Annotated in this window: 22 protein-coding genes; 10 read left to right on the top strand and 12 right to left on the bottom strand. The window is 67.2% G+C overall.

Annotated elements, in window-relative coordinates:
• Positions 1–4 precede the first annotated feature (4 nt).
• The 7 genes from QO015_RS10275 to QO015_RS10245 all read right to left on the bottom strand — a co-directional run bounded on the left by QO015_RS10275 (position 5) and on the right by QO015_RS10245 (position 5,858).
• On the bottom strand, positions 5–352 hold the full coding sequence (locus QO015_RS10275) for a hypothetical protein (RefSeq protein WP_266279625.1): 348 nt from the start codon (positions 350–352) through the stop codon (positions 5–7).
• Positions 349–651 carry an ElaB/YgaM/YqjD family protein gene (locus tag QO015_RS10270; protein ID WP_266279627.1) on the bottom strand — a complete coding sequence of 101 codons (303 nt, stop codon included), beginning with the start codon at positions 649–651 and terminating at the stop codon, positions 349–351. Before QO015_RS10270 ends, QO015_RS10275 begins: the two co-directional genes overlap by 4 nt.
• Positions 652–851: 200 nt before the next feature.
• On the bottom strand, positions 852–1,577 hold the full coding sequence (locus tag QO015_RS10265; protein WP_266282383.1) for an aspartate/glutamate racemase family protein: 726 nt from the start codon (positions 1,575–1,577) through the stop codon (positions 852–854).
• Positions 1,578–1,631: 54 nt separating this feature from the next.
• Positions 1,632–2,588 carry an ABC transporter permease gene (locus QO015_RS10260; RefSeq protein ID WP_266279628.1) on the bottom strand — a complete coding sequence of 319 codons (957 nt, stop codon included), beginning with the start codon at positions 2,586–2,588 and terminating at the stop codon, positions 1,632–1,634.
• 1 nt (position 2,589) lies between these two features.
• A complete protein-coding gene (locus tag QO015_RS10255) occupies positions 2,590–3,471 on the bottom strand; it encodes an ABC transporter permease (protein WP_266279629.1) in 882 nt (293 codons plus the stop codon).
• 92 nt (positions 3,472–3,563) lie between these two features.
• Entirely contained in the window at positions 3,564–4,844 is a 1,281-nt protein-coding gene (locus tag QO015_RS10250) for an ABC transporter substrate-binding protein (RefSeq protein WP_266279630.1), read from the bottom strand.
• 33 nt (positions 4,845–4,877) lie between these two features.
• A complete protein-coding gene (locus QO015_RS10245) occupies positions 4,878–5,858 on the bottom strand; it encodes an ABC transporter ATP-binding protein (RefSeq protein ID WP_266279631.1) in 981 nt (326 codons plus the stop codon).
• A 278-nt stretch (positions 5,859–6,136) separates the two neighbouring features.
• Between QO015_RS10245 and QO015_RS10240 the strand changes: the two genes are divergently transcribed.
• The 4 genes from QO015_RS10240 to preA all read left to right on the top strand — a co-directional run bounded on the left by QO015_RS10240 (position 6,137) and on the right by preA (position 10,215).
• Positions 6,137–6,847, top strand: a complete 711-nt coding sequence (locus QO015_RS10240) for a GntR family transcriptional regulator (protein ID WP_266279632.1) — start codon at positions 6,137–6,139, stop codon at positions 6,845–6,847.
• A gap of 174 nt (positions 6,848–7,021) precedes the next feature.
• Positions 7,022–7,285 carry a DUF2798 domain-containing protein gene (locus QO015_RS10235; protein WP_266279633.1) on the top strand — a complete coding sequence of 88 codons (264 nt, stop codon included), beginning with the start codon at positions 7,022–7,024 and terminating at the stop codon, positions 7,283–7,285.
• Positions 7,286–7,528: 243 nt separating this feature from the next.
• Positions 7,529–8,878 (top strand): NAD(P)-dependent oxidoreductase, encoded by a 1,350-nt coding sequence (locus QO015_RS10230; RefSeq protein ID WP_266279634.1) that lies wholly within the window; start codon positions 7,529–7,531, stop codon positions 8,876–8,878.
• 14 nt (positions 8,879–8,892) lie between these two features.
• A complete protein-coding gene (gene preA, locus QO015_RS10225) occupies positions 8,893–10,215 on the top strand; it encodes an NAD-dependent dihydropyrimidine dehydrogenase subunit PreA (RefSeq protein WP_266279635.1) in 1,323 nt (440 codons plus the stop codon).
• A gap of 60 nt (positions 10,216–10,275) precedes the next feature.
• Here preA and QO015_RS10220 read toward each other — a convergent pair whose 3' ends face one another.
• Positions 10,276–11,187: an AraC family transcriptional regulator gene (locus tag QO015_RS10220; RefSeq protein WP_266279636.1), complete on the bottom strand. Its 912-nt coding sequence runs from the start codon at positions 11,185–11,187 to the stop codon at positions 10,276–10,278.
• A 59-nt stretch (positions 11,188–11,246) separates the two neighbouring features.
• On the opposite strand from QO015_RS10220, the gene QO015_RS10215 reads away from it, so the two are divergent.
• On the top strand, positions 11,247–11,984 hold the full coding sequence (locus tag QO015_RS10215; protein WP_370877458.1) for an SDR family oxidoreductase: 738 nt from the start codon (positions 11,247–11,249) through the stop codon (positions 11,982–11,984).
• A 52-nt stretch (positions 11,985–12,036) separates the two neighbouring features.
• Here QO015_RS10215 and QO015_RS10210 read toward each other — a convergent pair whose 3' ends face one another.
• Together QO015_RS10210 and QO015_RS10205 are read right to left on the bottom strand one after the other, a co-directional pair.
• Positions 12,037–12,684, bottom strand: a complete 648-nt coding sequence (locus QO015_RS10210) for a TetR family transcriptional regulator C-terminal domain-containing protein (RefSeq protein ID WP_266279638.1) — start codon at positions 12,682–12,684, stop codon at positions 12,037–12,039.
• A 150-nt stretch (positions 12,685–12,834) separates the two neighbouring features.
• Entirely contained in the window at positions 12,835–13,368 is a 534-nt protein-coding gene (locus tag QO015_RS10205) for a GcrA family cell cycle regulator (RefSeq protein ID WP_266279639.1), read from the bottom strand.
• Positions 13,369–13,777: 409 nt separating this feature from the next.
• On the opposite strand from QO015_RS10205, the gene QO015_RS10200 reads away from it, so the two are divergent.
• The 3 genes from QO015_RS10200 to QO015_RS10190 are packed head-to-tail and all read left to right on the top strand — an operon-like array spanning position 13,778 to position 16,929.
• Complete coding sequence (locus tag QO015_RS10200; RefSeq protein WP_266279640.1) at positions 13,778–14,995, top strand: aspartate aminotransferase family protein; 1,218 nt, start codon at positions 13,778–13,780, stop codon at positions 14,993–14,995.
• Positions 14,996–15,007: 12 nt separating this feature from the next.
• Positions 15,008–15,934: an ornithine carbamoyltransferase gene (argF, locus tag QO015_RS10195; RefSeq protein WP_266279641.1), complete on the top strand. Its 927-nt coding sequence runs from the start codon at positions 15,008–15,010 to the stop codon at positions 15,932–15,934.
• Positions 15,934–16,929 carry an Hsp33 family molecular chaperone gene (locus QO015_RS10190; RefSeq protein WP_266279643.1) on the top strand — a complete coding sequence of 332 codons (996 nt, stop codon included), beginning with the start codon at positions 15,934–15,936 and terminating at the stop codon, positions 16,927–16,929. The genes argF and QO015_RS10190 overlap by 1 nt, the downstream gene beginning before the upstream one ends.
• Here QO015_RS10190 and apaG read toward each other — a convergent pair whose 3' ends face one another.
• Entirely contained in the window at positions 16,930–17,322 is a 393-nt protein-coding gene (apaG, locus tag QO015_RS10185) for a Co2+/Mg2+ efflux facilitator ApaG/CorD (RefSeq protein WP_266282384.1), read from the bottom strand.
• Positions 17,323–17,488: 166 nt separating this feature from the next.
• On the opposite strand from apaG, the gene mscL reads away from it, so the two are divergent.
• Both mscL and QO015_RS10175 read left to right on the top strand, forming a co-directional pair.
• Positions 17,489–17,902 carry a large conductance mechanosensitive channel protein MscL gene (gene mscL, locus QO015_RS10180; RefSeq protein ID WP_266279644.1) on the top strand — a complete coding sequence of 138 codons (414 nt, stop codon included), beginning with the start codon at positions 17,489–17,491 and terminating at the stop codon, positions 17,900–17,902.
• A gap of 151 nt (positions 17,903–18,053) precedes the next feature.
• A complete protein-coding gene (locus QO015_RS10175; protein ID WP_266279646.1) occupies positions 18,054–19,232 on the top strand; it encodes a pyridoxal phosphate-dependent aminotransferase in 1,179 nt (392 codons plus the stop codon).
• A gap of 58 nt (positions 19,233–19,290) precedes the next feature.
• Here QO015_RS10175 and hemA read toward each other — a convergent pair whose 3' ends face one another.
• Positions 19,291–20,571 (bottom strand): 5-aminolevulinate synthase, encoded by a 1,281-nt coding sequence (gene hemA / locus QO015_RS10170; RefSeq protein WP_266279647.1) that lies wholly within the window; start codon positions 20,569–20,571, stop codon positions 19,291–19,293.
• Positions 20,572–20,645 lie beyond the last annotated feature (74 nt).

Raw genomic sequence — 20,645 nt, 5'->3', positions numbered from 1 at the left:
GGCGTCAGCGCCGGCGGCCGAGGCCTGAAAGAAGGCCCATCGCGAAGGCGACGGCGGCCGTGGTCGTGTCGCCGCTTTCCGGCCGCCGGCGTCTGCTCCGGCCGCCATAATTCACCGACACCATGATGATCAGCCCGATCAGCACGAACGTCCCGGCGAAGATCAGCTTCGCGGTGCGCGGGCCGAGCGCCACGACGAGCGCGTCGTAGCCAGCCGCTCCGGCGAAGGCGACGCCAAGCAGGATGAAGACGGCTGCGAGCGCCATCCACGCGAGCTTCTTCAGCGTCCTCGCCGTCGCCTCGGTGGCGACGGCGGTGGCGACGCTCGCAAGCGCTGCGAAGATCCCGCTCATCGGCGACCGAGAATCGCGCCGATCACGAGGCCGATGCCGGCGGCGACGAGTACGGCCGGCAGCGGGTTGGCGGTGATGTGCCCCTGCAGATCCTCGGCCAGATGCTCGCCGCGGCGGCGCGCCTCCTCGGCGGCGTCGTGAGCGGCACTGCCGGCACGGCTCGCTGCGTCGCGCACCGCTTCGGCCCCGGCCGCCGCGTGATCGCGCGTATAGGAGCGAACGGTCTCGGACAAAGCGAGCAACTCGGACTGGATCGCCTTCATCTGCTCGGCAAGATCGGGTGCGGTCTTGTCTGCCATCGTGCACTCCTTCTGAAGCGGTCACGCCCTCGGCGGACCCGGAATTCTGGCCGGACATGCTCGATGCCCGGCCGCCGCCACTATAGCGCGTTGGCGAGCGGTCGGGCGAAGGAACCCGTGGCGCGGTTATCGAATGCGCATCGGTACTGCCGGCATGCGCCCAACGGCGCAGTCATCGCCGGGTTCCCCCGCTCTCGGCCTCAATCCACCGCGCCGGCGAGCCGGGGCGGCAGCGACTTGCGTCGCGGCGGCGCCCAGCCGCCGATCTTCGAGGTCGGAAGCCCGAGCGCGACGAGCCCCTCGGCGAGGCGAACCGCCGCCGACACCCCCTCGACGACGGGCAGTCCGTGCTCGATAGCGAGCGAGCGGGCGAGTTCGACCATCCCCGCCATGCCGAGTACGATCGCCTCGGCCCTGTCCTCGCGGATGGCGCGGTCGATCTCGGCGGAGACACGGTCGCGGGCCGCCGAATGCGGGTCGTCGAGCGCCAGCAGCGACACTTCAGCTGCGCGGATGCCGGCGCAGCGCCTTGAGAGGCCGTAGCGGTCGAGATTGCCGGCGAGCACCGGGACGGTCCGAACATGCGTCGTCACGACGGTGAAGCGGCCGGCGACCAGCGAGGCGCAGTGGAATGCGGCTTCGCCGATGCCGATCACCGGCCCCCTCGCCAGCGCGCGCGCCGCGTCGAGGCCGGGATCGTCGAAGCTTGCAATCACATGCGCCACCGCGCCGCCGGCGGCGCCGAGCACCAGCGCATCGAGGATGCCGGGCAAGGCGAGGGCCGCCTCGACCGGGCCTTCGATCGAGGCCGGCGCGTCGTCGACCGTGACGGCGGCGATCTCTGTCCCGGGGCCGGCGAAGGTGCGGGCCGCCGCCGCCACGCGCGTGGCAGCCGCGCTGCCGGGATTGATGATCTGGATGCGCATGCTGCCGCTCCCCTCCGCGATGGACGCGGACAGTAGCATGTCCGATTCCGCCTTCTAGACGCCTTTGCCGGCGTCGGAGCCGTTGCGGCGGCGGCGCGCCTGGACGAGGAGGACAGTGGCGAAGGCAAGTGCGATGACGGCGAAGGAGACGGCGGTCGTCACGGTGCCGAGCGCATAGATCACCGGCGTCGTCACCGTGGTCGTCAGGCCGCGCAGCGTGAGCGGCAGCGTATTGGCCGAGCCGACGGCCTGGCTGGAGCGGGCGATCTCGTCCCAGGACAGCGTGAAGCCGAACAGCGCCACGCCGACGAGCGAGGGCAGGATGATCGGCAGCACCACGAAGCGGAAGGTCTGCCACGGCGAGGCGCCGAGGTCGCGCGCCGCTTCCTCGTAGGCCGGATTGAAGCGGTTGAAGACCGCGAACATGATGAGCAGGCCGAAGGGCAGCGTCCAGGTGAGGTGCGCGCCGAGGCCGGAGGTGAAGAGGCCCATCACGGTCTGGAAATTGTCCTGGATCAAGATGCCGACCTGGCCGAGGAAATTGGTCCAGGCGGTCGGATTGTCGATGTCGACATAGTTGTCGACCAGTGTGTCGCCCCAGCCGATGATGGTCTGGTTGACGAGCTGGAACTCGAGGGCAATGCCGAGCGAGACAATGATCGAGGGCAGGATCAGGCTCGCGATCGCCGTGAAGAACAGCGCGTCCTGGCCGCGGAAGCGGCGGCGGAAGGCATAGCCGGCCATGATCGAGATGACGACCGTGAGCGCGGTGACGACGAGGCCGAGCTTCAGGGAGTTCAGCAGCGCGTCGACGACGTTCGGCACGCCGATGCCGGCCCACAGATTGTGAAACCAGTGCAACGACACCCCGTTCATCGGGAAGGTCATGCCGCCGCTCGGTCCCTGGAAGGAGAGGACGAGGATGGTGATCGTCGGCCCGTAGAGGAAGAGGACGTAGAGCGCGAAGATAGCCGACAGGATGTAGAACGCGCGGGAGCGGCCCTCGGTCATCTCAGAGTTCCTTGCGGATGTCGACGAGGCGCAGCAGCGTCCAGATGATCATCAGCACCACGGCGAGCAGCACGATGGCGTTGGCCGCGGCGATGGGAAACTGCAGGGCGGTGATCTGCGTCTCGATCACCTTGCCGGCCGAGGCGATCTGCTGCCCGCCCATGAGGCCGATCGAGATGAAGTCGCCCATCACCACGGTGACGACGAAGATCGAGCCGATGGCGATGCCGGTCTTGGAGAGCGGGACGATGACGTTCCAGATCGTCTGCCAGGCGCTTGCGCCGTTGTCGTAGGCAGCCTCGATCAGCGACTTGTCGATGCGCGACATGGAATTGAGGATCGGCACGATCATGAAGACCGTGTTGATATGGACGAGCGACAGCGTCACCGAGAAGCTCGAATAGAGCAGCCAGTCGATCGGCTCATGCGTGATGCCGGCGCCCATCAGCGCCTGGTTGACGAGGCCGTTGCGGCCGAGCAGCGGAATCCACGAGATCATGCGGATCACGTTCGAGGTCCAGAACGGGATCGTCGTGAGCAGCGCCAGGACGATGCGGGTCGTCGGCGACTTGATCTCGAAGACGAGATAGTAGGCGATCGTGAATCCGAGCACGAGCGTGATCAGCCAGACCAGCAGGCAGAATTTCAGCGTCGAGAGATAGGTCCGGAAGGTGGTGCAGAGGTCCGGCAGGCTCGACAGGCACTTGTCGAAGGCCGAGGCATAGTTGTCGCCGACAAAGGCCGGCTCGATCGAATAGCCGGTATAGGTCCAGAAGCTCACCATGAACGTGATGGCGAGCGGGAGGACGAAGAAGACAAGGAAGACGAGGGCCAGCGGCGCCGCCTGCCAGTAGGGCGTCCAGCGCGATCTTGCGTCCAGCATCGGCAGCGGCTCTCCGTCCGTCGTCTGAGCGTTGCCGGCGCGTCGCCGGCAGGGAAAAGCCGCCGGGGATGGGCCCCGGCGGCGTGGTCACATCAGGCGGCGATGAACTCGTTCCACTTCTGAACCATGTAGGCGTTCTCATCCATGATCGAGTTCCAGCAGGCGACCGCGCCCATGCGCTCGACATAGGAGCCGCCGTCGCGGACCGAGCCGGCCTTCTCGAGCAGGCCGCCATCGGGGCCGAGAATGTCCTTCTCGGCGGGCTTGCCTTCCATCCAGAACGCCCACTCGTAGGGCTCCATGTTCTCCTTGGCCGTCTCGAGGACGGCCGAGTAGTAGCCTTGGCGGTTGAGATAGGCGCCGGCCCAGCCGGAGAGGAACCAGTTGATGAACTCGTAGGCGGCGTCGAGCTGCTTGCCCTTCAGCGTGCGCGGCAGACCGAAGCCCGACGCCCAGGCGCGATAGCCTTCCTTGAGCGGCTGGAACGTGCAGGGGATGCCCTTGAGGCGGACCGCGGTCACGGCCGGCGACCACATCGACTGGATGACGGTCTCGCCCGAGGCCATCAGGTTGACGCTCTCGTTGAAGTCGGTCCAGAACGCGCGGAACTGGCCAGCCTTCTTGGCTTCGATCAGGGTGGCGATCGTCTTGTCGATCTCCTCCTTGGTCATGTTGCCCTTGTCGCCATACTGCACCTTGCCCATCGCCTCGTTGACCATGGCGGCGTCCATGATGCCGATCGAGGGGATGTTGAGGATCGAGGCTTTGCCCTTGAACTCGGGATTGAGCAGCTCCGACCAGCTGGTGATGGGCCGGCCGATGAGGTCAGGACGGATGCCGAGCGTGTCGGCGTTGTAGGTGGTCGGGATCAGCGTGATCCAGTCGGTCGGCTCCTTGGCGAACTCCTTGCCGCGCTGCTTCTCGAGATAGAACACTTTGTTCGGGGCGGTGCCCTGGTTGCCGATCTTCTTGCCGTCTACCTCGCCCTTGGTCATGGCGGTGGCGAGCTTGTCGACCAGCTTCACCTTCTTGGCGTCGATGCCCATCAGGTTGCCGGACGGGATCAGGTTGCGCAGGCTGAAATACTCGGTGTCGACGAGGTCGAACGAATCCGGCTGCGTGACGATGCGCTTCGTCACGTCGTCGGTGGTGACCGTCACATATTCGATGTTGATGCCGGTGACTTCCTTCGCCTTGGCGGCGATGGCCGGCGACTGGTTGGTCGCGGTCGAGAGGTAGCGCAGCGTGATCGGCTCGTCGGCATGGACGGCCGGGAAGCCGGTCACTGCCTGCGTGCCGACGAAACCGGCGAAAGCGGCCGATCCCTTGAGCAGCGTGCGGCGCGACAGGCCGGACTTGTCGGACTTCTTCATGGGCACTCTCTCCTCTGATGCAAGCGCCGGCGCTCAGGCCGCGAGCTCGTGGATGTCGGCTTCGTCCCAGTGGACGTGGACGGCGTCGCCGGCCTCGAAGGGGCGGGCGTAGAAGGTGCGCTCCGGCACGATGGCCATCATCTCGAGCCCCGCCTCGGTCACGAGGCTCACGAAGACGGCAGTGCCCTGGTACTCGACCTCGCGCACGGTCGCGGGCGTCCCCTGGCCACCGGCCGAGACATGCAGCCGGTCCGAGCGCACCGAGATCTTGCGGTCGCCCGCCGGGATCACGTTGTGGCCGCCGATGAAGCGGGCGACGAACTCGGTCGCCGGCGCATTGAAGATCGAGCGCGGATCGCCGGCCTGCTCGATGCGGCCGGCATTCATGATGATGATGAGGTCGGCGAGCGCCATCGCCTCCTCCTGGCTGTGCGTCACATGGATGAAGGAGATGCCGAGCTCGCGCTGGAAGCGCTTCAGCTCGGCGCGGACGCGGATCTTGAGGAAGGGGTCGAGCGCGGAGAGCGGTTCGTCGAGAAGCAGGATCTGCGGATCGGTGACGAGCGCGCGGGCAAGCGCCACGCGCTGCTGCTGGCCGCCCGAAAGCTGGCTCGGCAGGCGGGCCTGGTAGCGCTCCATGTCGACCATCTTCAGCGCATCGGTGGCGCGGATCGACCGGTCGACCTTGTTGACGCCCTTCATGCGCAGCGGGAAGGCGACATTGTCGCGCGCCGACAAATGCGGGAACAGCGCATAGGACTGGAACATCATCGCCGTGCCCCGCTTGGCCGGCGGCAGGCCGTTGACCACCTCCGGTCCCAGTACGATGTCGCCGTCGCTGACGCTCTCGTGGCCCGCGATCATGCGCAGCGTCGAGGATTTGCCGCAGCCGGACGGGCCGAGCAGGCAGCAATAGGTGCCGGCCTTGATCTTCAGGTCGATGCTGTCGACGGCCGTCGTCTCGCCATAGCGCTTGGTGACAGAAGCGAGTTCCAGATCGGCGGGCCTTGCCATCGTCGTCTCCGTGAGGTCCGGCAAGGAGGATCGCAAGTCGTGTGCCAAGAGCCCCGCAGCGGCCGTTTGCTCCGCCAGAGCGCTGGAAGAGAACGGCTTTTCCCGATGAGGCGCCCGGACGGACCTGAGCCGCCCTCAAAGTCGGCATGCACAAAAACAAGGCGATGACGACAAAACTATGCGCAGATCGTATACGATCCCGTGCTTTCCGGCGGGCGGCGCCTCGACTAGATTCAGGAACAACACTGAGGCGAAGCGCGAAGCGGGTCGGGGGCTCAATGCTGAAGACGGAACGGTTGTCGGGCGAGCGGTCTGCATTGCGCAGCCCCCGCGCCGCCACCGTCTATCGGGCGCTGCTCGACGCCATCCTCGATCATCGCCTCGCGCCCGGAACCCGTCTTCCCGAAGACGAGATCGGCGCCGTCTACGGCGCCAGCCGCACGCTGGTCCGCTCCGCGCTCGAGGCGCTGTCGCATGAGGGCGTCGTCCATATCGAGCCGAACCGAGGCGCGATGGTCGCCCATCCGACCGTGCACGAGGCGCGCAGCGTCTTCGAGGCGCGGCAGCTCATCGAGCCGCGGGTCGCCGCAGCCGCCGCCGAGCGCGCGGGCGAAGGCGATATCGCGACGCTCGCCGCTTCCGTCGAGGCCGAGCATGCGGCGCTGCATGCCGACGAGCATCGGCGGGCCATCGTCCTCTCCGGCGCCTTCCACATCGCCATCGCCGACATCGCCGGCCAGCCGGTCTATGCCGGCTTCGTGCGCGAACTGGTCGCCCGCTCCTCGCTCATCATTTCGCTCTACTGGCGGCGCCGGGAGGCGACCTGCGGCAGTCCGGCCCATGGGGCGCTGATCGCCGCGCTGGCCGCGCATGACGCGCCACGCGCCGCCGCGGTCATGGAGGAGCATATCGCCGATCTCGTCGGCGGGCTCGATCTCGTCGAGCGCGAGGCCCGGCCGGCCTCGCTCGCCGATCTGCTCGGCGGCTGAGCCGCGACGACCGCAGGAGGTTCTTGCGCGCGACGAGCGGTCATGCGATGGGAAATCCGTCCTGCCGAGGCAGGGCCGTAAGCGTTTCCGTCAGTCAACGCGCCTTTGACCCGCCGTGCCGCGGGTCGCGCTGGTCAGCCAGCAGGCGCGCGGCCGCAACTGATGGAACTTCCCATGACAACCACGTCTGTCCGCGGCACCGCCAGGCTTCCGGCGCGCTTCCACGGCATCGTCTTTCCGTTCGTCCTGTCGATCGTGATGTGCGCGACGGTTTCCGCCGTTTCGACCGCCAAGGCGATCGGCCTTTCCCCCGACTTCGTCACGCGGTGGCTCGGGGCCTGGCTCGTCTCCTGGATGGTCGCCTTCCCCGTGCTGCTGCTGATCCTGCCGCTCGTCCGCCGGCTGGTGGGCCTAATCGTGGCCCCGCCGCAGCGCTGAGCTGCCCAGGAACGGCAAGGCCACTGCCGGTCTCGGCGCCATGATGCAATCTTGTGCGCCGCAGACTGGAATTGCTCGAAACCATGCCTTGACGCCCGATCTGGAATTTGTCCAAATGATCAAGACTTTTCCGGGCCGCGGCGACGACAACAACAAGAGGGCGCGCGGCGGCCAGGCATGGCTCCGCGGGCCTTTCCCGCGCTTCGCAGAACCGGCCCCGCTCGGGCCGCGAGGGAGAAGCATATGGCGACAACTTCGCCGGACATCGCGACGGGCCGTCTCGCGCCCGATCAGTATGCGGCCAATTTCAGCGACATCCACCCCCCGCTCGGCGATCACGAGGCGCTGGTCGAGGCCGATCGCTGCTATTTCTGCTATGACGCGCCCTGCGTCAAAGCCTGCCCGACCTCGATCGACATTCCCCTCTTCATCCGTCAGATCATGACCGGCAATCCGATCGGCTCGGCGGAGACGATCCTCTCGCAGAACATCCTCGGCGGCATGTGCGCCCGCGTCTGCCCGACCGAGACACTCTGCGAGGAGGCCTGCGTGCGCGAGGAGGCGGAGGGCAAGCCGGTCAAGATCGGCCTGTTGCAGCGCTACGCCACCGACGTCCTGATGGACGAGGCGAGCGAGCAGCCTTTCCCGCGCGCGCCGTCGACCGGCAAGCGCGTCGCCGTCGTCGGCGGCGGCCCGGCCGGTCTTTCCGCCGCCCACCGTCTCGCCATGCACGGCCACGACGTCGTCATCTACGACGCGCGCCCGAAGGCCGGCGGGCTCAACGAATATGGCATCGCCGCCTACAAGGCGCCCGACGGCTTCGCGCAGGCGGAGGTCGAGTTCGTCCTGTCGATCGGCGGCATCACCGTCGAGCACGGCAAGGCGCTCGGCCGCGACATCACGCTGTCCGAGCTCAGTGGCGCCTATGACGCGGTCTTCCTCGGCATGGGGCTCGCGGGCGTCAACGCGCTGGCGCTCGAAGGCGAGGACCTCCCCGGCGCGATCGACGCCGTCGGCTATATCGCCGATCTCCGCCAGGCGACCGATCTGTCCTCGCTTCCCGTCGGCGGGCGCGTCGTGGTCATCGGCGGCGGCATGACCGCGGTCGATGTCGCCGTCCAGTCGAAGCGGCTCGGCGCGAAGGAGGTGACCATGGTCTACCGGCGCGGGCCGGAGAAGATGGGTGCATCGCGCTACGAGCAGGAGCTCGCCGCGACGAACGGCGTCGTCATCCGTCATCACGCGAAGCCGGTGCGCCTCCTCGTCGAGAACGGCCATGTCGCCGGCGTCGCCTTCGAGGAGACGGCGGAGCGCGAGGGTCGGCTGATCGGCACCGGCGCCACCTTCACGCTTCCCGCCGACATGGTGTTCAAGGCGATCGGCCAGACGCTGGTGCCGGCGGCGCTGAACGGCTCGGCCGCTGCCATCGCGCTCGAGGGCGGCAAGATCCGCGTCGACGACGAGCGGCGCACCTCGCTTCCCGGCGTCTGGGCCGGTGGCGACTGCGCGGCGACCGGCGAGGATCTCACCGTCGCCGCCGTCGCCGACGGACGCATCGCCGCCGAATCCATCCACCGCGCGCTTTCCGCCTGAGGGGGGACGTCAGCATGGCCAATCTCGCGAGTAACTTCGTCGGCATCAAGTCGCCGAACCCGTTCTGGCTCGCCTCGGCGCCGCCGACCGACAAGGCCTACAATGTCGTCCGGGCCTTTAAGGAGGGCTGGGGCGGCGTGGTCTGGAAGACGCTCGGCACCGATCCGCCGGTCGTCAACGTCTCCGGCCCGCGCTATGGCGCCATCCATGCCGGCGACCGCCGGCTGATCGGCCTCAACAATATCGAGCTCATCACCGACCGGCCGCTCGACATCAACCTGCGCGAGATCAAGGAAGTGAAGCGCGACTGGCCCGACCGGGCCCTGGTCGTCTCGCTGATGGTCCCCTGCGAGGAGCATTACTGGAAGGACATCCTCGCAAAGGTCGAGGAGACAGGCTGCGACGGCGTCGAGCTCAATTTCGGCTGCCCGCACGGCATGTCGGAACGCGGCATGGGCGCGGCGGTGGGGCAGGTTCCCGAATATGTCGAGATGGTCACGCGCTGGTGCAAGCAGCACACGCGCATGCCCGTCATCGTCAAGCTGACGCCCAACATCTCCGATGTCCGCCAGCCGGCGCGCGCAGCCCATCGCGGCGGCGCCGACGCGGTGTCGCTGATCAACACCGTCAACTCGATCATCGGCGTCGACATCGACACCTTCTCGCCGCTGCCCTCGGTCGACGGCAAGGGCAGCCATGGCGGCTATTGCGGCCCGGCGGTGAAGCCGATCGCGCTCAACATGACGGCGGAGATCGCGCGCGACCGCGAGACGCACGGCTTGCCGATCTCCGGCATAGGCGGCATCACCACCTGGCGCGACGCGGTCGAGTTCATGGCACTCGGCGCCGGCAATGTGCAGGTCTGCACGGCGGCGATGACCTATGGCTTCCGCATCGTCAAGGACATGATCACCGGCCTCTCCGAATATATGGACAGCCACGGCTTCACGTCCGTCGACGAGATCATCGGCCGCGCCGTCGGCAATGTGACGGACTGGCAGTATCTCAACCTGAACTACGTCGCCAAGGCGAAGATCGACCAGGATCTCTGCATCAAGTGCGGCCGCTGCCATATCGCCTGCGAGGACACGTCCCACCAGGCGATCACCTCGATGGTCGACGGAAAGCGCCATTTCGAGGTCATCGACGCCGAATGCGTCGGCTGCAATCTCTGCGTCAATGTCTGCCCGGTCGAGAACTGCATCACCATGGAGGAGATGGTGGGCGGCGTCGATCCGCGCACCGGCCGCGCGGTGACCGGCGACTACGCCAACTGGACGACGCATCCCAACAATCCGATGGCCAAGCCGGCCGTCGTGGTGGAGCCCGCGGAGTAGCGGCTGATCGGTCCGAGGGCGGCATCTGCGCCGCCTTCGGCAGCCGGAGGTTTACCCGGCTCAACCTGCGCTTTTTCGTGGCGCGAAACCAAAATGTCGCCGGAACGCATGCCCGAACGCGCTTTCCGAGGTGTATCCGATATCCGCTGCGACACGCTTGATGCTCTCATGCCGCGAAGCCAGAGCGGCACGGGCGCGTGTTAGCCGCCAGTTCCGGACATAGGAAAGCGGCGGCAATCCGATCTGGCGTGTGAAGGCGGCTGAGAACGCCGCGCGCGACATGCCGGCCTCCGCCGCGAGGTCGGCGACGGTCCAGGGCCGTCCGATGTCGCCGTGAAAGCACCGGAGCGCCCGGCCGAGCCGCGGTTCCGCCAGCGCGCCGAACCAGCCGCCGATCATGTCCTGCGTCGATGCCAGGGCCCGGATCGCCTGGATCATCAGGACTTCGGCAAGCCTCGCGGCGACGAGCTTCTGCCCCAGCCCATCCTTGGATGTTTCGCGATCGAGAAGCGCCAGCACGGCCGCGATCGTGGTCGATTCCGGTGACGTGCCGGAGATGTGCATCACCGGCGGCAGCAGGTCGAGCAGGAAGCCGCCGGCATCAGGCGCAAACGCGATCCCGCCACCAATCGCGACCGTCTCGTCGCCACCGAGATGGACGAGATCGTTCCCGTCCGCATAGAGCGGAGCACCCTCGACCGGCGCGACCGCGGGATCGCTCGCGATGGTGTAGGCGCTTCGGCCGATCAGGCAGCAATCGCCCGCGACGATCCTAAGAGGCGGTCGGTCCGGCAGCAGAAGCCAGCCTGCTCCGTGAAGCTGGGCGACGAATTTCAGCCGTTCGAGCGCCGGAAAGGTCAGCGCCCATTCGCCGGCTGCCTCCAAGCGCGTCGTTCGGGTCGGGCGGGCATCGAGTACGGACAGGACGTCCGCCAGCGGATCAAGACTTCGAGACGTTTGCGAGAGATTCATGGTCAATCGAGCATAGTTCGTCTCGGTCCCGATGGCTACCTTGCTCGGAAAGGAGAACCATCATGGGTATCAGCGGCAAGGTCGTCATCATCACCGGCGCAAGCAGCGGCATCGGCCGTGCGACCGCCTTTCATCTGGCGGAATTGGGGGCGACCGTCGTGCTTGGCGCCCGGCGCGAGGACGCGTTGGCGGAAATCGCCAGCGAGATCATCGCTGCAGGTGGACGGGCAACCTACAGGGCAACGGATGTCAGCGTCCGCGCCGATCTCGAGGCGCTCGCGCAACACGCCGTCGACGAGGCCGGCGGCCTCGACGTCATCGTCAACAACGCCGGCATCAGTCCCATCTCGCGCTTCGACGCCCTGCGCGTCGAGGACTGGGACGCGATGATCGACGTCAATCTCCGTGGCACGCTCTATGGCATCGCCGCCGCGCTGCCCGTCTTCGAACGCCAGCGCCGCGGACATGTCATCAACGTCGTCTCGACCGCCGGACTGAAGATCGTACCGACCATGGGCGTCTATGCCGCCACCAAGAACGCCGTGCGCACGATCAGCGAGGCCCTGCGGCAGGAGTCTGGGCCACATCTGCGGGTGACGGAGGTGTCACCCGGCATGATCGCGACCAATCTCGGCGACTCCGTCTCGGACACGGCGGTGAGGGGCGCCCTCGCAGCCCGGCTGGAGGCGATCGCGATTTCACCGTCAGCGATCGCCAGGGGGATCGCGTTTGCGATTGATCAGCCTGATGATGTCGAGGTTGGCAGCATCGTCATCAGGCCCACGGCGCAGGACTGAGCGACGAAAAAGGCCGTGTCCAACTCCACGATCTGGAGCGCGCCGGCGAGCGCTACCGCCCGAAGATTCCGCCGAGGATCACGTCCTCAAGGGCGTGTGTCGCGGCCTTGAAATGACGATTATCGGCGGCCTTGTCGCCAAGGACGGCGCGGACCTGGATTTCGAAGTCGGCATAGTGCTGCGTCGTCGCCCAGACCATGAAGATGAGATGGTAGGGATCGATCGGCGCCATGCGGCCTTCCGCGATCCAGCGCCGCATCAGCGCCGCCTTCTCGTCGACGAGGTCCTTGAGCCGCGTGCCGAGCACGCCGCGCAGCACCGGGGCGCCTTGCAGCATCTCCATGGCATAGAGCCGCGAGGCCTTGGGATTGTCGCGCGACATCTCGAGCTTGCGTTCGAGATAAGCGCGCATCTCGTCGCGGGGGTCGTCGCCGCGGCCGAGGTCCTCGAGCGGCTGAAGCCAGTTCTCGAGGGTTCGCCGCAGCACGGAGAGATAGATGTCGTCCTTGCGGCGGAAGTAATAGAGGAGGTTCGGCTTGGTCATGCCAGCCAGCGCGGCGATCTGGTCGATCGTCGCGCCACGGAGGCCATAGCTGGAAAAGACCTCGAGAGCGGCATCAAGGATCCGCTCTTCGTTCTCTTCCTGGATGCGCGTGCGCTTCTTGGTCTGCCGCGCGCGCGCCGTCTCGGCGATGGTCATCGGGTGACGGCGCCTTGAAAGAAGGCCCGGAGGCCGAGGGCCGCCGGCTGCGCGCCGGCGGATGCGGGCCGACAGTGTCACCGATCCGGCGACGCGATCAACCCTCCGCGCGCACCGGCCGTCATGCGGCCGGCGCCTGGGTCACCGCAATCAGCCCGCGGCGACCTTGCGGTCGCGGCGGCGGTCATGGACCGGCTGGTAGGCGATGCGCGAGTGATATTCGCAATAGGGGATGCCCGAACCCGAGCGCTGGCCGCAGAAATGGAAGCCCTCGGTGCTCGGATCGCCGATCGGCCATTTGCAGGTCTGCTCGGTGAGCGTGAGGATCGTGGCATGCAGGCTGATCGGCACGACGACCGGCGCGCTTTCGGGACGCGACAGGCGCCGCGGCTCGGGCGCGGTCTCGGCAACCGGCTTCAGCGCGTTGTTGCCCGCGACGAGCGGTCTTTGCGCCGGGGCGCCCCGCGCCGGCGATGCGGTGCGGCTGGTGGCGACGGCGGGCTTGCGGGCCCGCGCGGTCGGCGCAGCCGCCGGCTTGGCACGGCCGGACAGGCTCAGCCTGTGCACCTTGCCGATCACGGCATTGCGCGTCACGCCGCCGAGTTCCGAGGCGATCTGACTGGCGCTGAGCCCGTCGATCCAGAGCTTCTTCAGCAACTCAACCCGTTCGTCCGTCCAAGTCATCGCATATCCTTGTCCGTCGGAGCGACAGTCTGAATCCCTGATGAACGCCGTCCGAACCGTAGACGGCGGGCAAACTCGGCACATTGTTCAGGAAGGTCTGTCGCTCGATATTTCGTATCTTAACGACTGTTAAGCTACTATATGGCGTGACTCTCTGACAAGAGTCGGGGGGAATCCCTGGAGCCTCAAAGTCTGTTTTCCCCAGTTTCGGTCCGGGACGGCGAAGAACGAGTCGCGTCAACCGCTTAGCCGCCTCCCCGATGCGCGCGCCGGCCGCTTCCTTGACAGAAATCGTCACGACCGTGATATAAGGGCAACGCTAATAGGTGCTGCCCGGCGCGACGGCCTCGGGTGGCACCTTTGATTTTTAAGCCTCCCTTCCACCCGCGGAAAGACCCAAGGAGGGCACATGACCGCCCCCGCATCCACTGCTCCGAACGCTTCCGGCAGCCTCTTCGATACGTTTGCACGTGCGCCGCTGTCGTTCGAGCGAGGGGAGGGCGCCTGGCTCTATACCGCGGAAGGCGAGGCTTATCTCGATTTCTCGTCGGGCATCGCGGTCAATTCGCTCGGCCACGCCAATCCCACGCTGGTGGCGGCGCTGACCGAGCAGGCCGGCAAGCTCTGGCACACGTCCAACCTCTTCCGCATTCCGGGACAGGAGCGGCTCGCCGATCGCCTCGTCGCGGCGAGCTTCGCCGACCGGGTCTTCTTCGCCAATTCCGGCGCCGAGGCCAATGAGTGCGCCATCAAGACGGCGCGGCGCTATCACTATGTGAACGGCCATCCGGAGCGCTATCGCATCCTGACGATCGAGGGCGCCTTCCACGGCCGCACGCTGGCGACGCTCGCCGCCGGCGGCCAGCAGAAATATCTGGAGGGCTTCGGTCCCAAGGCCGACGGCTTCGACCAGGTCGCATTCGGAGACATCTCGCTCGTCAAGGCGGCGGTCACGCCGGAGACGGCTGCGGTGATGATCGAACCGCTGCAGGGCGAGGGCGGCGTGCGCGCCTTCTCGAACGGCTTCCTGCGCGAACTTCGGGCGCTCTGCGACGCCGAGGGCCTGCTGCTCATCATGGACGAGGTGCAGACCGGCATCGGGCGCACCGGCAAGCTCTTCGCCTATGAATGGACCGGCATCGCGCCGGACATCCTCACTTCGGCCAAGGGGATCGGCGGCGGCTTCCCGCTCGGCGCCTGCCTTGCCACCAACGAGGCGGCCAAGGGGATGACGCCCGGAACGCACGGCACGACCTTCGGCGGCAACCCGCTCGCCATGGCGGTCGGCAACGCCGTGCTCGACGTCGTGCTCGCGGACGGCTTCCTCGATCATGTGCGCGAGACGGGCCTCTATCTGAAGCAGCGGCTGGCCGCTCTGGTCGACCGCTTCCCCGACGTCTTCGACGGCGTGCGCGGCGAGGGGCTGCTCGTCGGCCTCCACGGCGTGAAGCCGGTTCCGGAGATCGTCGGCGCGCTGCGTAGCCAGCACATGCTCGTCGCCGGCGCCGGCGACAATGTCGTGCGCCTGCTGCCGCCGCTCACCATCGGCCGCGAGGAGGTCGATGCCGCGCTCGACAAGCTCGAGGCCGCGGCCGCGACCCTCGCCCCCGCCCGCGCCGACGCCTGAGGTCACCCCGACATGATCCGGCACTTCCTCGATCTGTCCGATTTCGATTCCGCCACGCTGACGAGCATCCTCGATCGCGCCAGGGCGCTCAGAAGCGCCCGCAACGGCGCGCGCGACGGCGTAGGGCCCCTGGCCGGCAAGGTTCTGGCGCTTGTCTTCGAGCAGCCTTCCACGCGAACCCGCGTCTCCTTCGACGTCGGCATGCGCGAGCTCGGCGGGCAGACGCTGATGCTGACCGGCGCCGAGATGCAGCTCGGGCGCGGCGAGACGATCGCCGACACGGCGCGGGTGATGTCGCGCTATGTCGACGGCATCATGATCCGTATTCTCGATCAGGATTCCCTGCAGGAGCTGGCGGCCCATGCCACGGTCCCGGTGATCAACGGGCTGACGCGCCGCTCGCATCCCTGCCAGGTGATGGCCGATATCCTCACCTTCGAGGACCATCGCGGGCCGATCGCCGGCAAGACGGTCGCCTGGGTCGGCGACAGCAACAATGTCCTCGCCTCCTGGATCCATGCCGCGGCGCGGTTCGACTTCAGCCTCAAGATCGCGACCCCGCCCGAGCTCGCGCCGTCGCGCCGCCTGCTCGACTGGGCGCGGGCCGAAGGCGCGGCCGTGGTCGCCGGCGAGGAAGCCGATTGGGCTGCGGCCGGTGCCGACTGCATCGTCACCGACACCTGGGTGTCGATGGGCGACAGCGAGGCTGAGCGGCGACACAACCTGCTGAAGCCGTTCCAGGTCAACGCGCGGCTGATGGCGCGCGCCGCCGAGGGCGCGATCTTCATGCACTGCCTGCCCGCCCATCGCGGCGAGGAGGTCACGGGCGAGGTCATGGACGGACCGCAGTCGGTCGTCTTCGACGAAGCCGAAAACCGTCTCCATGCGCAGAAGGGTATCCTTGCCTGGGCGCTCGGCGGAGACACGGAGAACAACTGATGTCCGAAGTCGGAAATCTGGGGCCCCGCTCGGTGCCGCCGGCGGGCGACGACGCCGTCTTGCCCTTCGAGATCGAGGGGCTCGACGTGCGCGGCCGCGTCATCCAGATGGGCCCCGCCCTCACCAGCATGCTGGCGCGGCACGACTATCCGCTGCCGGTGTCGAAGCTGCTCGGCGAGGCGATCGTGCTCGCCGTGTTGCTCGGTTCGTCGCTGAAAATCGAGGGCCAGTTCCTGCTGCAGACGCAGACCGACGGCCCCGTCGACATGCTCGTCGTCGATTTCCGCACGCCCGGCCGGCTGCGCGCTTATGCCCGCTTCGACGCGGCGCGCGTCGCCGAGATGGCGAGCGCGGGAACGCTGGAGCCCGCGGCGCTGCTCGGCAAGGGCATCCTCGGCATGACCATCGACCAGGGGCCGCATACGAGCCGTTACCAGGGCATCGTGCCGCTCGACGGATCGAGCCTCGAGGAAGTGGCGCATACCTATTTCGCGCAGTCGGAGCAGATCCCGACCCGCGTGCGCCTCGCCGTCGCCGAGATGATGACCCGCGACGACGGCGGCGCGATGGCGCATAGCTGGCGGGCCGGCGGGCTCATGGTGCAGTTCCTGCCGCAGTCCGAGGAACGAATGCGCCGCCGCGACCTGCCGGGCGGCGATGCGCCGGCCCATGTCGACACCGACGAGGGCGACGAGGACGATGCCTGGGTCGAGGCGTCGTCGCTGGTCGGCACCATCGAGGATCACGAGCTGATCGATCCGGAAGTCCCGGCCGAGCGGCTGCTCTACCGGCTCTTCCACGAGCGCGGCGTCCGCGTCTTCGAGGCGTCGGGCGTGCGCGACCAGTGCTCCTGCTCGCGCGAGCGCATCGAGGGCGTGCTGCGCTCCTTTTCGGCGGAGGAGATCACCGAGTCGATCGAGGACGGTGCGATCACCGTCACCTGCGAGTTCTGCGGCCTGCGCTATGTGTTCGATCCGGCGGAATTCGCCGCCTGATCAGTGGAAGACGCGGGCCTGGTTGGGCATGTCGAGCGAGAAGGCCGGGATGTCGACCACGAACATCTCGCCGCTCTCGGTCTGCATCTGGTAGCTGCCGACCATGATGCCCGAGGGCGTCGTCAACGGGCAGCCGCTGGTATATTCGAAGCTCTCGCCCGGCTTCAGCAGCGGCTCCTTGCCGACCACGCCGCGCCCGCGCACTTCCTCGGTCCGGCCGATCCCGTCGGTAATGCGCCAGAAGCGCGAGCGCAGCTGCACGCTCTCGATCCCGAGATTGACGATTTCGATCCGGTAGGCCCAGACATAGCGGCCATCGCCGGGCGAGGATTCGTCCTCGACGAAGCTCGGCTCGACCGTGACCTGGATCGAACGCGTGACGGCGCGGTACATCGGATGGTGGTCCTCCTGAAGCGGGCTCATTAGTCGATCCGCCGAGACGGCGCAACCGCAGCCCGTCCCGCGCGCCGCCCTTCCTTGTCATCGCGCTTCGTTCCGCTACTGTTCGGATGATGGGAGATCCGAGGACGCGGATTCGCGTGGGACGGGAGAGACGAGGATGCTGAAGGAATTCCGTGAGTTCGCCCTGCGCGGCAACATGGTCGATCTGGCGATCGGTATCATCATCGGCGCTGCCTTCAGCGGCCTCGTCAACTCGATCGTCAACGATCTGATCATGCCGATCGTCGGCCGGATCACCGGCGGCATCGACTTCTCCAACATGTTCATCCAGCTTGCCGGCGCCCCGCAGCCGACGCTCGCCGCCGCGCGCGAGGCCGGTGCCACCATCGCCTATGGCAACTTCCTCACGCTGCTCATCAACTTCATCATCGTCGCCTGGATCCTGTTCATGATCGTCAAGGGCATGAACACGATGAAGCGCAAGCAGGAGGCCGCGCCGGAGCCTGCGGCCGACCCCGAGGACGTGAAGCTCCTCAAGGAAATCCGTGATCTTCTGGCGACGAAGAATTAGCCGCCCGCAAATCGCCGCGATTGGCTGATGAGTGCCGATGTGACGGGGATCACTGCGCCCTTGCCTTCGGGTGTGATGACGTCGACCGCTTGTCCGTGGTCGGGCGGTCGCGAGGGCGTGATCCATTTATACCTTCGATCGGAATGCTCCAGTGTCTGTCTACTCCGCCCTGCATCGGCTCCGCCATGAGGCCTCGGCCGCGCCCGAATCCGGCATCGTCCAGGTCTTCAACTACGGCCGCGACCGCAAGGGCCTGATCCCGCTCTGGGTCGGCGAGGGCGATCTGCCGACGCCGGCCTTCATTTCCGAGGCGGCGGGCAGCGGCCTCGAGGCGGGCGAGACCTTCTACACCCATCAGCGCGGCATTCCGGAGCTGCGCCTCGCCATCGCGCTCTATCACGAGCGGCTGTATGGCCGCCCGTTCGATTCCGAGCGCTTCTTCGTGACTTCCGGCGGCATGCCGGCGATCCAGATCGCGCTGCGCATGGTGGCGGGCAAGGGCGACGAGGTGGTCGTGCCGACACCGGCCTGGCCCAACTTCGCCGCGGCCACCGAGATCGGCGGCGCCCGGGCCGTCGAGGTGCCGATGCGGTTCGGCAATGCCGGCTGGACGCTCGACCTCGACCGCTATTTCGATGCGGTCACCGCGCGGACGACGGCGTTGTTCCTGAACTCGCCCTGCAACCCGACAGGCTGGACCGCGACGCGCGAGGAACTCGTCGCCATCCGCGATTTCGCGCGCGAGCGCGGGCTGTGGATCATCGCGGACGAGGTCTATACCCGCTTCTTCTACCAGGACGATCGTGCGCCCTCCTTCTATGACGTCATGGAGCCGGACGAGCCGATCCTCTACGTCAACACCATGTCCAAGAACTGGGCCATGACCGGCTGGCGCGTCGGCTGGATGGCGGCGCCGTCCCGCTACGGACAGATCATCGAGAATCTCATCCAGTATTCGAGTTCCGGCACGCCGAAATTCCTGCAGCGCGGCGCCGTCGCGGCGCTCGACCAGGGCGACCATTTCATCGAGTTCCAGCGTGATCGCGCCACCGCGGCCCGCGAGATCATCTGCCAGGCGATGGAGGCGACCGGACGCGTGCGCTTCACCTGGCCGAAGGGCGCCTTCTACCTGTTCTTCTCGGTCGACGGCGAGCCGGACACGCGGCAGCTCGGCCTGCGCCTCGTCGACGAGGCCAATGTCGGCCTCGCGCCGGGCGACGCCTTCGGCACGGCCGGCAGCGGCTTCATGCGGCTCTGCTTCCTGCGCAATCCCGACCATATCGCCGAGGCGGCTGACCGCCTGACCGACTGGCTCATGACGCGCAAATAGCAAAACGGGCCGCCCGAGGGCAGCCCGTATCGACCGTTCCGAAATTTACGAGAGGGCGTCAGCCGCCCGAGGCCGACACCGCGAGGCGCTCCACGCCCGGCATGGCCGTGCTCGCATTCAGCGTCGGCGTCTTGCCGAGCGGCAGCCACAGCCGGCGCCAGACATCGACCAGCGCATCGCGGAGGCCGAGGATCAGCGCCTCGTCATGCAGCGGCGTCGGCGTGATGCGCAGCCGCTCCGTGCCACGCGGCACGGTCGGGTAGTTGATCGGCTGGATATAGATGCCGTGCTCCTCCAGCAGCATGTCCGAGGCCTTCTTGCAAAGGTCCGGATTGCCGACGAAGAGCGGCACGATATGCGTTTCCGACGGCATGACCGGCAGGCCGGCATGGATCAGCACCGACTTGGTGCGCTGCGCATAATGATGCTGCAGCGAGCGCTCGGTCTGCGAGGCCTTGAGATGGCGGATCGAGGCGGTCGCGGCGGCGGCAACCGCCGGCGGCAGCGCCGTCGTGAAGATGAAGCCCGGCGCATAGGAGCGAACGGCGTCGACGACGGCGCGGCTGGCCGCGATATAGCCGCCGAGCGCGCCGAAAGCCTTGGCGAGCGTGCCCTCGATGACGTCGATCCGGTCCATGACGCCGTCGCGCTCGGCAATGCCGGCGCCACGCGGACCATACATGCCGACGGCATGGACCTCGTCGATATAGGTCATCGCGCCATACTTCTCGGCGAGATCGCAGATCGCGCCGATCGGAGCCACGTCGCCGTCCATCGAATAGACGCTCTCGAAGACGATGAGCTTGGCACGGCCGGGCGCGGTCTCCTTCAGGAGCTCCTCGAGATGGCCGATATCGTTGTGGCGGAAGATCTTCTTCTGGGCGCCCGAGCGCCGCACGCCCTCGATCATCGAGGCATGGTTGAGCTCGTCGGAGAAGATGACGCAGTCGGGCAGCAGGCGCGCCAGCGTCGAGATCGCCGCTTCGTTGGAGACGAAGCCGGAGGTGAAGACGAGCGCCGCTTCCTTGCCATGCAGGTCGGCGAGCTCATGCTCCAGCTCGACCAGCGGATGCGTGGTGCCCGAGATGTTGCGGGTGCCACCGGCACCGGCGCCGACGCCCTGCGCCGCCGCGACCATGGCGCCGATCACATCGGGATGCTGGCCCATGCCGAGATAGTCGTTGGAGCACCAGACGGTGATCTCGCGGGCGCCGCGCTCGGAGCGCCACAGCGCATGCGGGAAGCGGCCGACGATGCGCTCGAGATCGGCGAAGACGCGATAGCGCTTCTCGCGGTGGAGGGCTTCGATCGCGTCCTGGAAGTATGACTGGTAATCCATCAACTCGGCCTGCTGACCTGGAACGATTGCAAACTAACGGAGGGCGTCGAGCCTGTCCAACGGGGGCGGCCGGC

Source organism: Kaistia geumhonensis (assembly GCF_030815145.1).
GTDB classification, from domain to species: domain Bacteria; phylum Pseudomonadota; class Alphaproteobacteria; order Rhizobiales; family Kaistiaceae; genus Kaistia; species Kaistia geumhonensis.
Note: the sequence above shows the minus strand (reverse complement) of the source record. Positions and strands in the feature narration are given on the sequence as shown.